Consider the following 12,975-nt stretch of genomic DNA (forward strand, 5'->3'; position numbering starts at 1 on the left):
CCGTCCGAGGCGGTAACGCGGTTGTACTGCGTCGCGTCCGCTCAGTCACCCGTGCCCGGGTCACCCGTGCTCTGGGCGGTGCGAAGATCGGCGATCTCCTTCTCGAAGTCCTCCACGGACGAGAAGGAGCGGTACACGCTGGCGAAGCGCAGGTAGGCCACTTCGTCCAGCTCGCGCAGGGGACCGAGGATGGCCAGGCCCACCTCGTGGCTGGGGATCTCGGCGACGCCGCCGGAGCGGATCGACTCCTCCACGCGCTGCGCCAGCTGCTGGAGGGCGTCCTCGTCGACGGGACGGCCCTGGCACGCGCGGCGCACCCCGACGACGACCTTGTCCCGGCTGAACGGCTCGGTGACGCCGGAGCGCTTGACCACCGCGAGCACCGCCTCCTCGACCGTGGTGAAGCGCCGGCCGCAGGCCGTGCACGACCGGCGGCGGCGGATGACCTGGCCCTCGTCGACCTCGCGGGAATCGACGACACGCGAGTCGGAGTTCCGGCAGAACGGGCATCGCACGGCTGGTCTCCCCCTCCCCTGGGCAGCATCCATCGCGTTAGCCGCACTCGTCAGGGAAACCCCAACCTGTGGACTAACTACAACGGTGTGACCACTAGATGTAGGGGTCAACCTATGCCCGGACCCTGCCGCCACGCAACTCAACACGCGTGGTCCGAGTCACTCGAACGGCTCTACCTTCGCGACGCGCGAGTCGAACGCCCGGAACCACCGTGTCGAACGCCCAGGACCCCCGAGTTCAACGTTCCGACCGTTGAACTCGGGGGTCCTGGAGGTTCGACACGCGCGCTCTGGGGGGTTCGACTCGCGGGACGTGAACGTTCGACTCGCGGGACGCGAACGTTCGACTCGCGGGGCGTGGAGGTTCGACTCGCGGGTGGTCAGGGGGTGCTGTGGGGGACGACCAGGGACTGGCCGGGGACGACGTCGGTGCCGGTGAGCGAGTTGAGCTCGCGGATGCGGGACACCACGGCGTCCGGGTCGCTGTTGGGCGCGCTGCGCTCGGCGACGTCCCACAGCGACTCGCCCACCTGGACGTGCACCACGTTGGTGCGTTCGGGGACGGTCGTGGCGCCGGAGACGTACAGGTAGAGCCCGCTCAGCAGGGCGGCGAAGAGGGCCGCGACCACCGCGTAGCCCGCGAACTGGACGGCCGGGTGCCGCTGGGGCCGCACCTCGCAGGCGACCGGGTCCGGCGCGGTCTGGCGCACCGCGAGCGGCCGGGTGCGGGTGGACGGGCGGCGGTTGTCCTTGTCGTGTACTTCGAACCGGCGAAGTACCCGTGGTCCCGGTCGCAGTCCCGCGCCGAGGGCGACATCCTCGACACCGGCGCCGTCCACGAGTTCGAAGCTGTTCCGGGTGCCAATGACCACCGCCATGATGTCCTCCAACGCAGGTCATCCGATCATGATCGAACCTGTGTTCGATCGAACGTCCGTGCGAATGTCTACCACTTCGCCGGGCGAAATCGCTAGGACACGCCGAGGTTTACTTCGAACAGGTGTTTGATCTGGACACGGAACGCGACTACCGTCCACAAGTGAAGATCGTCGGAGAGCCGGCCTGGGCAATCGGGACCGGTGAGGAGGAAGCACCGTGGCACGCAAGACCAGTGAAGACCTGCGCACCGCAGATGTGCCCTCCGCGCCCGAACCGGCGGACATCGCGGGCAACGCCGGGCTCACCCTGCGCCAGCGCAAGGTGCTCGACGTGATCCGCGACTGGCTCGACCGGTTCGGCTACCCGCCCAGCGTGCGCGAGATCGGGGAGGCGGTCGGCCTGACCTCCACCTCCTCGGTCGCGCACCAGCTGCGCGCGCTGGAGCGGAAGGGTTACCTGCGTCGCGATCCGAACCGGCCGCGCGCGGTGGGCGTGCTGCCCGCCGAGATCGTGACCGGCCTGGACCCGGCGTCCAAGCCCACGCCCGCGTACGTGCCCATGCTGGGCCGCATCGCGGCCGGTGGGCCGATCCTGGCCGAGGAGGCCATCGAGGACGTGTTCCCGCTGCCGCGCGAGATCGTCGGCGAGGGCGACGTGTTCCTGCTGAAGGTCGTGGGTGACTCGATGGTGGACGCCGCCATCACCGACGGCGACTGGGTCGTCGTCCGCCAGCAGCCGACCGCGGACAACGGCGAGGTGGTGGCCGCGATGATCGACGGCGAGGCCACCGTCAAGTCGTTCAAGCGCAAGGACGACGGGCACGTGTGGCTGATGCCGCACAACGAGGCCTACCAGCCCATCCCCGGTGACGACGCGTCGATCCTGGGCAAGGTCGTGGCGGTCCTGCGCAGGCTCTGACCACGGCCCCCGAACAGGTGTCGTCCGCTCAGGTCCGGCGGCGGCGCGATCGGCGCACCAGTGCTCCCACCAGCACCAACGCCACCGCGCCGCCACCGACGACCGGCCACGGCGACCGCGGGTCGTCGGCCGGGGGAGCGGTGTCGTCCGCGGGCGACCCGGCGTCCGCGGACGTAGTGGTCGTGGTGGGCTCGGGCGGCACGGCCAACGCCGCCGCGCCCGCCACCGCCCGCACGGTGGACGACGCACCGCCCGCGTTGCCGAACTCGGACGCCGACAGCAGCGTGCCGTCCGGGTCGAACGCGATCGCCTCGCCCTGCGGCTCACCGGCCAGAGGCACCCGCACCGGCTCGGACTCCAGCGCCTTGGCCAGGTCGCCGTCCGGCACCGCGAACAGGTACGCGTCGGTGTAGGTCCGCACCGCCGCCACCCGGCCGTCCCGGGTCATCGCGGCACCCGTGACCAGGCGCGTCACCACGGAGTTCTGCATGGGCCCGCCCGGCGTGTCCGTCCCGCCGATCGACACCCGCGCCACCTGCTCCATCGGCGTCGGCGCGCCCTCGTCCAACCCGGACGCCGGCCGGTAGACCAACGCCGAGCCGAGCGTTTCCTTCGTGACGATGTGCGGAATGCCGGAACCGTCGAGCAACAATGCCTCGGCGTCGTGCTTTCCGTCAGGATACGTGAGTCGGTACAAACGGGCGCTGCCATCCGGTGAAACCGCGTGCAATGCCACGGTTTCCCGAGACTTGCCGTTGTCTCCGGTGTCCGCCGCCCACAGGGTTCCGTCAGGTGCCAATGCGAGGTCTTCGACGTCGAACGGGTTGTTGGGCGCGGTGATCGTGCGGGTGATCGCGCAATTGCGGTCGAGCACCTGGATCTGCAACCGGCCGTTGTCGCTGTCGTTCACCGCGAACCACTGGTCGCCGTTCGAGGCGAACCCCGACAGCTCTTCCAGCCGTTGGTCGGTCACCGCGCACACGTCGACGACGGCCGGCTCCGCCCCAGCGGAACCGGCCGTCATCAGCATCGCCACGACTACCAGCAGAGCGCGCAACGGCTCAGGCGCGGCTTCCGTTCACGGCGAACTTCTCCAGCACGCCGGCCAGGTCGGGCCGCACCCGGGCGGACAGCTCGGTGCCCTCCTCGGTGTGCCGCTCCTTGAGCACCTCGCCCTCGCGGTGCACGCGCGCGACCAGCTCGCCCCGCGCGTACGGCACCATCGCGTCGACCACGACCTCCGGCCGCGGCGTCATGGCCGCGATGCGCTCGCGCAGCTCGTTGATGCCCTCGCCGGTGTGCGCGGACACGAACACCGCACCGGGGAACAGGTGCCGCAGCCGGGCCAGGCCGAGCTCGCCCACCGCGTCCACCTTGTTCACCACGAGCAGCTCGGTCGGCATCGGGTCGTCACGCCGCGAGGAGATCTCGCTGATGACCTCCCGCACCGCGACGACCTGCTTCTCCGGCATCGCGTCGGACCCGTCGACCACGTGGACCAGCAGGTCCGCGTCGGCGACCTCCTCCAACGTCGACCGGAACGCCTCGACCAGCTGGTGCGGCAGGTGCCGCACGAAGCCGACCGTGTCGGTCAACGTGTAGGGCAGGCCCTCGGGGGTCTCGGTGCGCCGCGTGGTCGGGTCGAGGGTCGCGAACAGGGCGTCCTGCACCAGCACGCCCGCGTCGGTCAGCGCGTTGAGCAGGCTGGACTTGCCCGCGTTCGTGTAACCCGCGATGGCCACGTTCGGCACCGAGTTGGCCACCCGGCGGTGCCGCTTGGTCTCCCGGACGACGCTCATCCCGGCGATCTCGCGGCGCAGCTTGGCGATGCGCGCGCGGATGCGCCGGCGGTCGGTCTCCAGCTTGGTCTCACCGGGACCGCGCAGACCCACGCCGCCGTTGGCGCCACCGGCACGACCACCGGCCTGCCGGGACAGCGACGCACCCCAACCGCGCAGGCGCGGCAGCAGGTACTGCAGCTGGGCCATCTCGACCTGCGCCTTGCCCTCGCGCGTGGACGCGTGCTGGGCGAAGATGTCGAGGATCAGCGCGGTGCGGTCGACGACCTTGACCTTGAGCTTCTCCTCCAGCTGCCGCAGCTGGCCGGGGGAGAGCTCACCGTCGCAGATCACCGTGTCCGCGCCGGTCGCGATCACGATGTCGCGCAGCTCGTGGACCTTGCCGGAGCCGATGTAGGTGGCCGGGTCGGGCCGGTCGCGCCGCTGCACGAGGCCTTCCAGCACCTCGGAGCCCGCCGTCTCGGCCAGCAGCGCCAGTTCGGCCAGGGACGCGTCCGAGTCGGCCGCCGTGCCCTCGGTCCACACGCCGACCAGCACGACCCGCTCCAGCCGGAGCTGCCGGTACTCGACCTCGGTGACGTCCTCGAGCTCGGTGGACAACCCGGCTACGCGGCGCAGCGCGGCGCGCTCTTCGAGCGCCAGATCGCCGGTGGACAGCTCGTCCTCGTGGTCGAGCCAGTCGTTGCTGTTGTACGTGTTTTCCGTCATTTGCCCTTCATCGTCCCACGGCACCCCTGACGGGACCGAGTGGTTAATCGCCCGGGTAGAGCGCCAGGTAGATCGCCACGCGTTCACCGTCGGGGTGTGCCGGCTCGGTTGCCAGCTCATCCAACAACGTCTGGAGGCGCCGTTTTAGTTCCCCGCGGTCGACCCGGGCCACCAGGCGGAACTGGTTCATGGCGGCCGGCCCCAGCTCCGCGACCTCGCCCAGGAACGCCTGGAACACGGCCTCGCTGGTCTGTTCCGAGTGCGGGGTGCCGTCCTTGGTGAGGCGCCAGGACAGGCCCGTCGACCGGTACGGGATCTCCCGCGCGCCCCGGTTGCCCGCGCGCTCCTCCTGGGCCTCCAGGAAGCCCGTGGCGACGAGTCTGCGCACGTGGTGGAGGGTCGTCGCGGGGTCTTTCCCGAGCCGCTCGGCGATCTCCTTGTTGGTCATCGCGCGGTCGTAGGTGAGCCGGATGATGCGCAGCCGCACGGCCGAGGCCAGGGCGGCGGCCTCGGCGTCGGTCGCCGGACGTCGTTGCACCGGCACAGCATAAGACCGGCGCGGAAGAAGTGATTGACACTTTCCAATCACTCGCGTGACACTTCCGGTCGTGTCCCTCTGGTCTCATCGCGACTTCCGCCTGCTGTGGGCAGGCGACACCGTCAGCCAGTTCGGCTCCACGATCGGCCGCACCGTGCTGCCGCTGCTCGCCGTGGGCGCGCTGGCCGCGACGCCGTTCGAGATGGGGGTGCTGTCGGCGGCGGGCACGGCCGCGTTCCTGCTGATCGGGCTGCCCGCCGGGGTGTGGGTCGACCGGCTGAGCCGCCGTCCGGTGATGCTCGTGGCCGACTTCACCCGGGCGGCGCTGCTGCTGTCGGTGCCGGTGGCCTGGTGGCTCGGCGTGCTGACGCTGGCCCAGCTCGTCGTGGTCGCCCTGCTGGTGGGGGCGGCCACGGTCATGTTCGACGTCGCCTACCAGTCGTACCTGCCCGCGCTGGTCGGCCGGGAGCAGCTGGTCGAGGGCAACTCGAAGCTGGAGGCCAGCAGGGCCGTGGCGGAGGTGTCCGGCCCGGCGGCCGCCGGCGGGGTCGCGCAGCTGGTCGGCGCGGCGGTCGGCGTGCTGGCCACCGCCGTCGGCTACCTGGTGTCGGCGGTGTTCCTGCTGCGGATCCGGACGGTGGAGCCACCGCCGCGGCAGCCGGACAAGCCCGGTCTGGTCCACGAGATCGCCGAGGGCCTGAAGTTCGTCTTCGGGCACCGGTCGCTGCGCGCGATCGTGGCCTGCACCGGGACCGCGAACTTCTTCGGCGGCATGGCGGCGGCCGTGCTGGTGCTGTTCCTGGTGCGCGAGCTCGGGCTGTCCGCGGGCGTGGTCGGCCTGGTGCTCAGCTCGGCGGGCATCGGCGGCGTGCTGGGCGCGCTGACCGCGAACCGGTGGAACGCCCGCTTCGACCAGACCACGGTGATCTGGCTGTCCGGCCTGGTCACGTGGCCGTTCGGGGTGCTCGTCCCGCTCGGCGCGGCGGACTGGCGGATCGTGTTCGTGCTCGTCGGCGAGGCCGCGGTGGCGTACGGGGCGACGGTCTACAACATCGCCCAGGTCAGCTACCGGCAGTCCATCTGCCCGGACCACCTGCTGGGTCGGATGAACGCGAGCATCCGGTTCGTGGTGTGGGGCTCGATGCCGCTGGGTGGCCTGGTGGGCGGCGCGCTCGGTGGTGGCGTGGGCGTGACGGCCACGTTGGCGGTCGGGATGGCGTGCCAGGCCGCGGCCGTGCTGTGGGTGGTGCTGTCGCCGCTGAGGAGCCGTGATGCCGTTACCACGTGACTTCCGGCTGTTCTGGGGTGGTGACGCGGTCAACCAGTTCGGCGCGGCGGTCTACACGTTCGTGGTGCCGGTGGTGGCGATCGAGGCACTGGACGCGTCGGAGTTCCAGGTGGGCGTGCTGACCGCCGCGGGCACGGCCGCCTTCCTGGTCATCGGGCTGCCCGTGGGCGTCTACGTGGACCGGGTGCGCAAGCGGCCCGTGCTGGTGTGGAGCACGGTTGCGCGGGCGTCGGTGCTGGCGACGGTGCCGGTCGCGGCGTGGCTGGACCGGCTCACGTTCACGCACCTGCTGCTCGCCGCGCTCGGCGCCGGTGTGCTGACGGTGTTCTTCGAGGTGGCGTCCCAGGCGTACCTGCCGATGCTGGTCGACCGGGACGGGTTGACCCGGGCGAACGGGCGGCTGGTGTCGACGCAGCAGGTCGCGCGGCTGTCCGGTCGGCCGTTGAGCGGGCCGCTGGTGCAGGTCCTGGGGAGCGCGAACGCCGTGCTGGCCATCAGCGCGTCGTTCCTGACGTCGGCGCTGCTGCTGTGGGGGATGCGCACGCCTGAACGGACCGTGGAGGCGGGTGAGCGCGCGCTCTGGTCGGACATGGCCGAAGGGCTCCGGTTCGTGTTCGGGCACCCGTTGCTGCGGCCGGTGGTGCTGTGCACGACGTCGTTCAACCTGACCAACGCCATGTGGGGCGCGGTCAACGTGCTGTTCCTGCTGCGCGACCTGGCGTTGTCGACGACGGCCACCGCCGTGCTGCTGGGCGTCGGCAGCGCCGGCGGCGTGCTGGCGGGCCTGGTCGCGGGTCGGTTGGCGCGGCTCGGGCAGGTGCGGCTGGTGTGGCTGTCGTTGCTGGTCACGCAGCCGGCGTGGGTGCTGGTCCCGTTGGCCGAGCCGGGCTGGAGGCTGGCGTTGTTCGCGGTCGGCACGCTGGTCGCGTCCGCGGGCGTGGTCGCCTACAACGTCGCGCAGGTCAGCCTGCGGCAGGCGTTGTGCCCGGACCGGCTGCTGGGCCGGATGAACGCGAGCGTCCGGTTCCTGGCCTGGGGCGCGATGCCGGTGGGCGCGGTCGCGGGCGGCGCGCTGGCCGAGTGGATCGGCGTCCGGAACACGCTGTGGGTCGCGTCGGCCGGGATGGTGCTGTCCGTCGTCTGGGTGGTCCTGTCACCACTGCGGTCGATGCGGGACCTGCCGGTGATCACTAACCTCGACCGGCATGGCTGACACCACCGTGCTGCGCGAAGGTCTCCGGTTCGGCGAAGGCCCTCGGCAGGGGCCCGACGGCAGGCTCGTCTACTCGGACTTCTACGACCACGAGGTCCGCGTGCTCGACCTGGCCACGGGCGAGGAGGAGGTCGTCTGCGAGGTGCCAGGGCAGCCGTCCGGGTTGGGCTGGTTGCCGGACGGTCGCCTGCTGGTGGTGTCGATGCGCGACCGCAGGGTGCTGCGGCTGGAGCCCGACGGAGCTCTGGTGGAGCACGCGGACCTGAACGGGATCGCCACCTTCCACGCCAACGACATGCTGGTCGACCCGCACGGCCGCGCGTACGTCGGCAACTTCGGCTTCGACCTGCACGCCGCCATCGCGGCGGGTGGCGAGGGGCCGATGCTGGAGCCGGACTGGGTCGCCCCCGGCACGCCGTTGGCCGTGGTGCAGCCGGACGGCAGCGTGAGCGTGGCCGCCGAGGACATGAAGTTCCCGAACGGGATGGGGTGGTTGCCCGGCCGTGACGGCGAGCCCGGGCGGCTGGTCGTCGCCGAGACCCTGGCCTTCCGGCTGACCACCTTCGCTGTGGCCGACGACGGCACGCTGTCCGACCGGCGGGTGTGGGCGTCGCTGCGCGAGCACTTCATCGCGCCGGACGGCATCGCGGTGGACGCGGCCGGGGGCGTGTGGGTGGCGCCCGCGCTCCAGCCGTTCGCGTTCCGGGTCGAGGAGGGCGGCGAGATCACCCGGAAGGTGGAGACCAGCCAGGTCTGCTTCGCGGTCGCGGTGGTCGGTGACAAGCTGGTCTGCTGCACGGCGCCCAGTTCGCAGCCCGAGGTGGTGGCCGGGGAGCGGCTGGGCAAGCTGGAGGTGTTCGACCTCTGAGGTGCTAGACCTGCGGGAATGGTGCGTGCGGTCGGGGCGGGCCTCCGTCAGAGGCCGTCCCACCAGGCCTGGTCCAGCTCGCCGCGGGCGAGCAGGACGGCCGGACCGCTGAGCGTCGCGGTCTCCTCGCCGATCACCACGCTCACCCGTCCACCGAGGACGTCCACAGTGGCCTTGCCGGTGCGCCGACCGGCCCCGTACAGCCACGACGCCACCGCGGCCACCGTGCCGGTGCCGCACGACCGGGTCTCGCCCACGCCGCGCTCGTGCACGCGCATCCGGAGCTGCCCCTCGGCGGAGTCGGCCACCGGGCCACCGCCGTCCAGGACGTTGACGAACTCGACGTTGACGCCGTGCGGGAACTGCGCCGGGTCGTGGCCGGGCGGCAGCTTCAGGTCGAGTTCCGCGACCGGCACGTCGGTCACGCACGCCAGGTGCGGGTTGCCGACGTTCACCGCGACGCCGCCGAACGCGGTGCCGCCGACCGTGGCGGTACCCGTGCCGGTGACCAGCGCGCGGCCCATATCCACGGTCACCGTGCCGTCGTCGTGCGCGACGACCTGCCGCTCACCGGAACGCGTGCCGATGGTGAACTCGCCCGCGGGCACGAGCTCGGCCTCGACCAGGTACTTCACGAACACGCGCACGCCGTTGCCGCACATCTCGGCGATCGAGCCGTCGGCGTTGCGGTAGTCCATGAACCAGGGGCCGAAGTCCGGCCGCACGACCCGCAGCACGCCGTCCGCGCCCAGACCGCGTTGGCGGTCGCACAGCGCGCGCACCCGCGACTCGGTCAGGTCCAGCTGCGCGTCCGGGTCGGGCAGCACGACGAAGTCGTTCTCGGTGCCGTGGCCCTTCAAGAACTCGATACCCACGGTCACCAGGCTACGGTGCGACCAGTTTGAGCACGTCGTCGGCCAGGGTGGAGGAGCCCGCGTCGAACCAGGTGACCCGCTGGTCGCGGCGGAACCAGGACCGCTGCTTGCGCACGAACCGCCGGGTGGCCTGCGCGGTGGCGGCCGCGGCCTCCTCCAGGGAGTGCTCGCCGTCGAACGCGGCCAGTACCTGCTGGTAGCCCAGGGCGCGGGACGCCGTGCGGCCGTCGCGCAGGCCGCGTGCCTCCAGGGCGCGGACCTCGTCCACCAGGCCCTTGTCGAACATCTGCGCCACGCGTGCGTCGACGCGCTCGTCCAGTTCGGACACCTCGCGGTCGAGGCCGACGAGGTGGGTGCCGTAGCGGGCCGGTCCCGGCTTGGGCAGCGTGGCCGAGAACGGTTGACCGGTCAGCTCGATGACCTCCAGCGCGCGCACCACGCGGCGGCCGTTGCTGGGCAGGATCGCCAGCGCCGCGGCGGGGTCGAGCTGCGCCAGGCGGCCGTGCAGGGTTTCCGCGCCGAACATCGCGAGCTCGCGCTCCAGCTGGGCGCGGATCTTCTCGTCCGTGCCGGGGAAGACCAGGTCGTCCAGCACGGCCTGCACGTACAGGCCCGACCCGCCGACCAGCACGGGGGTGCGGCCTTCGGCGAGGAGCCGCTCGACCGCGGCGCGGGCCTCGCGCTGGTAGGCGGCCACGGAGGCGGTCTCGGTCACGTCCAGCACGTCCAGGAGGTGGTGCGGCACGCCCTGCCGTTCCGCCTCGGTGATCTTGGCGGTGCCGATGTCCATGCCCCGGTAGAGCTGCATCGCGTCGGCGTTGACCACTTCGCCGCCCAGTTCGACGGCCAGCCGCACGGCCAGGTCCGACTTGCCGGTGGCGGTGGGTCCGACGACCGCGACGGGGATGGGGGTGTTCACGCGGTCAAGCCTCCCAGACGGCCAGGTGGTAGCCGACGCCGAATGGGGCCAGGAACGTGGAGCGGGTGCACTGCCACGGGCCGGGGATGCCGGCGGCCACCTGCCAGGCGGCGCGTCCGTGCGCGCCGAGGTCGGCGGCGAGCGCGGGGTCGATCGAGCGCAGCGCGTCGGTGTCGGCGGTGGCCAGCGCCTTGCGCACGTCCTCGTCGAACGGCTCGGCGCGCTCGTCCGGGCGGCCGACGGCCAGCTCGCCGCGCCGGTGCGAGCCGTCGCCGAGCACGAGGAGCGCCGGTGAGCCGGCCAGCTGTGCACCCAGGGCGACGCAGTCGGCGGTGGGCAGGTCCGGGGGGACGAGGTGGACGCGGACGGACCGGGCGCCGACCTGTTCGCGCAGCCAGGCGGCGATCAGGGCAGGTAGGGGCAGGTCGTGATCCACAGAGGACGAGGGCGATGGGGACGAGGGTGACGGGGAGGAGGAGGGCGGGGAGAGCGATGACAGCGAGACCCGAACGTCCACCCCGAAGCCTCGGAAGGTGCCCGACACGTTCTCGACCACCCGCGGCCCGGACGGGTCGACGCCGACCGCCACCCAGTCCGGTGAGTGCGCGGCCAACTCCCGTGCGACGGCCAGGCACGCCGACCGCACCTGCTCGGTGTCCGACACGGCCCCGGAGACCAATTCGGGCACCAGCAGCGGGGGGTGCGGGACGACCGCCAAGCGCGAGATCATGGCAGTCCACGCTACTCATCGGCCACCACCGGTACCGATGCGAGCCTTGACCTGTTTGAATGCGCGCGAGGTACTGGGCACTCTTAGGGAGCGTCGCGGTACTCGGGTGCTGGGCCCCGTCGTAGGCGGGGCGCCCGTGGTCGGCACGGGCACCACGAAGTGGGCAGGCGAGGAGGAAGCCGGCGATGGCGGAGCACGAGACGACACCGGGAACCACTGGCGACAGTGGTGCGGGGGCGGTGGTCGAGGAGACGCGGGTGGAAGCGACGCCGGTCACGGCGGCTCCACCGGTCCCCGTGGCGTCGGACCACCCTGACCGCTGGGGGCGCGTGGACGCGGACGGCACCGTCTACGTCACGACGGCCGAGGGCGAGCGGGTCGTCGGTTCCTGGCAGGCGGGCGAGCCCGCCGAGGGCCTGGCGCACTTCGCGCGCCGGTTCGACGACATCCGCACCGAGGTCGAGCTGCTGGTGACGCGGCTGTCCTCCGGTGCGGGCGACCCCAAGCACGCGCTGACCAGCGCGAAGCACGTCCAGGAGAGCCTGGCCGACGCGGCGGTGGTCGGTGACCTCGCCGCCCTGGCCGCGCGGGTGGAGTACGTCCTGGCGCTGGCCGAGAAGGGCCTGGAGGCCGCGAAGGTCGCCAAGGACGAGGCGCGCGCCGCGGCGGGCGCCCGGAAGCTGGAGCTGGTCGAGGAAGCCGAGGTGTTGGCCAACGAGTCGACCCAGTGGAAGGCGGCCGGCGACCGCTTGCGGCAGATCCTGGACGAGTGGAAGACCATCCGGGGTGTCGACCGCAAGACCGACGAGCAGCTGTGGCGACGGTTCTCCAAGGCGCGTGACGCGTTCAACCGCCGGCGCGGGTCGCACTTCGCGGACCTGGACCGGCAGCGCAGCGTGGCCAAGAACCGCAAGCAGGAGCTGGTCGAAGAGGCCGAGAAGCTCATCGAGTCCGACGACTGGGGCCCGACGGCCGGCCGGTACAAGGACCTGATGGTCGAGTGGAAGGCCGCCGGGCGTGCGCCCAAGGAGGCCGACGACGCGTTGTGGCAGCGGTTCCGCGCCGCGCAGGACGCGTTCTTCGCGAAGCGGTCGGAGGCGTTCAGCGAGCGTGACGCGGAGTTCGCGTCCAACGCGAAGCTGAAGGAGGAGCTGCTCGCCGAGGCCGAGCGGATCGACCCGACGCTGGACCTGGAGGCTGCCCGGCAGCAGCTGTACAAGATCCAGGAGCGGTGGGACGCGATCGGCAAGGTGCCGCGCGAGCGGGTCCGTGAGCTGGAGGGCAAGCTCCGCACGATCGAGGAGCGGGTGCGCGGGGCGGTCGACGCCCAGTGGCGCAAGTCCGACCCGGAGGCCGAGGCGCGCGTCGCGCAGTTCCGGGAGCGGGTGGAGCAGTTCGAAGCGCAGGCGGCGAAGGCTCGTTCGGCCGGTGACAAGAGGCGGGCTGAGCAGGCTGAGGCTCAGGCGAAGCAGTGGCGTGAGTGGCTGGCGGCGGCTGAGCAGGCGGTGGCCAGCAGGTAGCGGTGGGCCGGGCAGGCAGCCGGTCGCTTGCTGGTGGTCGGTGGCTAGCTGGTGGTCGGTGGTGTGGTTCGACTGCTGGTGGCTGGTGGTTGAGACCGGCTCGATTTGACATGGGGCCCTTACGGGCACCCCAGGCTGGCCAAAGCCGGGCAGGCACGGCGGGGAAAAAGCGTCCCCGCCGTGAGAACTACGCCGCCGCGCTGGA

At 71.8% G+C, this 12,975-nt stretch carries 13 protein-coding genes; 5 read left to right on the plus strand and 8 right to left on the minus strand.

Translation table 11 applies throughout. The features are described from left to right. Nucleotides 1-41: 41 nt before the first annotated feature. Both nrdR and AB0K14_RS39940 read right to left on the minus strand, forming a co-directional pair. Nucleotides 42-515, minus strand: a complete 474-nt coding sequence (nrdR, locus tag AB0K14_RS39935; protein WP_360464062.1) for a transcriptional regulator NrdR — start codon at nucleotides 513-515, stop codon at nucleotides 42-44. A 380-nt stretch (nucleotides 516-895) separates the two neighbouring features. Beyond that, nucleotides 896-1,393 carry a LysM peptidoglycan-binding domain-containing protein gene (locus tag AB0K14_RS39940; protein ID WP_360464064.1) on the minus strand — a complete coding sequence of 166 codons (498 nt, stop codon included), beginning with the start codon at nucleotides 1,391-1,393 and terminating at the stop codon, nucleotides 896-898. Between the two features lie 217 nt (nucleotides 1,394-1,610). Here AB0K14_RS39940 and lexA point away from each other — a divergent pair, with 217 nt between their 5' ends. Beyond that, nucleotides 1,611-2,312 carry a transcriptional repressor LexA gene (gene lexA / locus AB0K14_RS39945; RefSeq protein WP_360464067.1) on the plus strand — a complete coding sequence of 234 codons (702 nt, stop codon included), beginning with the start codon at nucleotides 1,611-1,613 and terminating at the stop codon, nucleotides 2,310-2,312. Between the two features lie 28 nt (nucleotides 2,313-2,340). On the opposite strand, the gene AB0K14_RS39950 is transcribed toward lexA, so the two are convergent. Genes AB0K14_RS39950 through AB0K14_RS39960 form a run of 3 tightly spaced genes read right to left on the minus strand, consistent with a single transcriptional unit; the run spans nucleotide 2,341 to nucleotide 5,363 of the window. Beyond that, complete coding sequence (locus AB0K14_RS39950; RefSeq protein ID WP_360464098.1) at nucleotides 2,341-3,342, minus strand: hypothetical protein; 1,002 nt, start codon at nucleotides 3,340-3,342, stop codon at nucleotides 2,341-2,343. A 31-nt stretch (nucleotides 3,343-3,373) separates the two neighbouring features. After that, entirely contained in the window at nucleotides 3,374-4,819 is a 1,446-nt protein-coding gene (gene hflX / locus AB0K14_RS39955; protein ID WP_360464069.1) for a GTPase HflX, read from the minus strand. A gap of 43 nt (nucleotides 4,820-4,862) precedes the next feature. Then, entirely contained in the window at nucleotides 4,863-5,363 is a 501-nt protein-coding gene (locus tag AB0K14_RS39960; RefSeq protein WP_360464072.1) for a winged helix-turn-helix domain-containing protein, read from the minus strand. A gap of 49 nt (nucleotides 5,364-5,412) precedes the next feature. On the opposite strand from AB0K14_RS39960, the gene AB0K14_RS39965 reads away from it, so the two are divergent. From AB0K14_RS39965 to AB0K14_RS39975, 3 genes are read left to right on the plus strand one after another with little or no spacing between them, the layout of a single operon-like run. Further along, nucleotides 5,413-6,645, plus strand: coding sequence for an MFS transporter (locus AB0K14_RS39965; RefSeq protein ID WP_360464075.1), 1,233 nt, complete (start codon nucleotides 5,413-5,415; stop codon nucleotides 6,643-6,645). Further along, nucleotides 6,629-7,858: an MFS transporter gene (locus tag AB0K14_RS39970; protein WP_360464078.1), complete on the plus strand. Its 1,230-nt coding sequence runs from the start codon at nucleotides 6,629-6,631 to the stop codon at nucleotides 7,856-7,858. The genes AB0K14_RS39965 and AB0K14_RS39970 overlap by 17 nt, the downstream gene beginning before the upstream one ends. Beyond that, nucleotides 7,851-8,726: an SMP-30/gluconolactonase/LRE family protein gene (locus AB0K14_RS39975; protein ID WP_360464081.1), complete on the plus strand. Its 876-nt coding sequence runs from the start codon at nucleotides 7,851-7,853 to the stop codon at nucleotides 8,724-8,726. Before AB0K14_RS39970 ends, AB0K14_RS39975 begins: the two co-directional genes overlap by 8 nt. Before the next feature lie 47 nt (nucleotides 8,727-8,773). On the opposite strand, the gene dapF is transcribed toward AB0K14_RS39975, so the two are convergent. From dapF to AB0K14_RS39990, 3 genes are read right to left on the minus strand one after another with little or no spacing between them, the layout of a single operon-like run. Continuing rightward, nucleotides 8,774-9,601, minus strand: a complete 828-nt coding sequence (dapF, locus tag AB0K14_RS39980; RefSeq protein WP_360464083.1) for a diaminopimelate epimerase — start codon at nucleotides 9,599-9,601, stop codon at nucleotides 8,774-8,776. A 10-nt stretch (nucleotides 9,602-9,611) separates the two neighbouring features. Beyond that, the gene (gene miaA / locus AB0K14_RS39985) at nucleotides 9,612-10,520 is read right to left on the minus strand and encodes a tRNA (adenosine(37)-N6)-dimethylallyltransferase MiaA (protein WP_360464086.1); all 909 of its coding nucleotides are present in this window, start codon (nucleotides 10,518-10,520) and stop codon (nucleotides 9,612-9,614) included. Between the two features lie 4 nt (nucleotides 10,521-10,524). Continuing rightward, nucleotides 10,525-11,250: a class III extradiol dioxygenase subunit B-like domain-containing protein gene (locus AB0K14_RS39990; RefSeq protein ID WP_360464089.1), complete on the minus strand. Its 726-nt coding sequence runs from the start codon at nucleotides 11,248-11,250 to the stop codon at nucleotides 10,525-10,527. A gap of 185 nt (nucleotides 11,251-11,435) precedes the next feature. On the opposite strand from AB0K14_RS39990, the gene AB0K14_RS39995 reads away from it, so the two are divergent. Further along, nucleotides 11,436-12,770, plus strand: a complete 1,335-nt coding sequence (locus tag AB0K14_RS39995) for a DUF349 domain-containing protein (RefSeq protein WP_360464092.1) — start codon at nucleotides 11,436-11,438, stop codon at nucleotides 12,768-12,770. The last annotated feature ends 205 nt before the right edge of the window (nucleotides 12,771-12,975 follow it).

This window comes from Actinosynnema sp. NPDC050801, from assembly GCF_040673975.1.
In the GTDB taxonomy this organism is placed as follows: domain Bacteria; phylum Actinomycetota; class Actinomycetes; order Mycobacteriales; family Pseudonocardiaceae; genus Actinosynnema.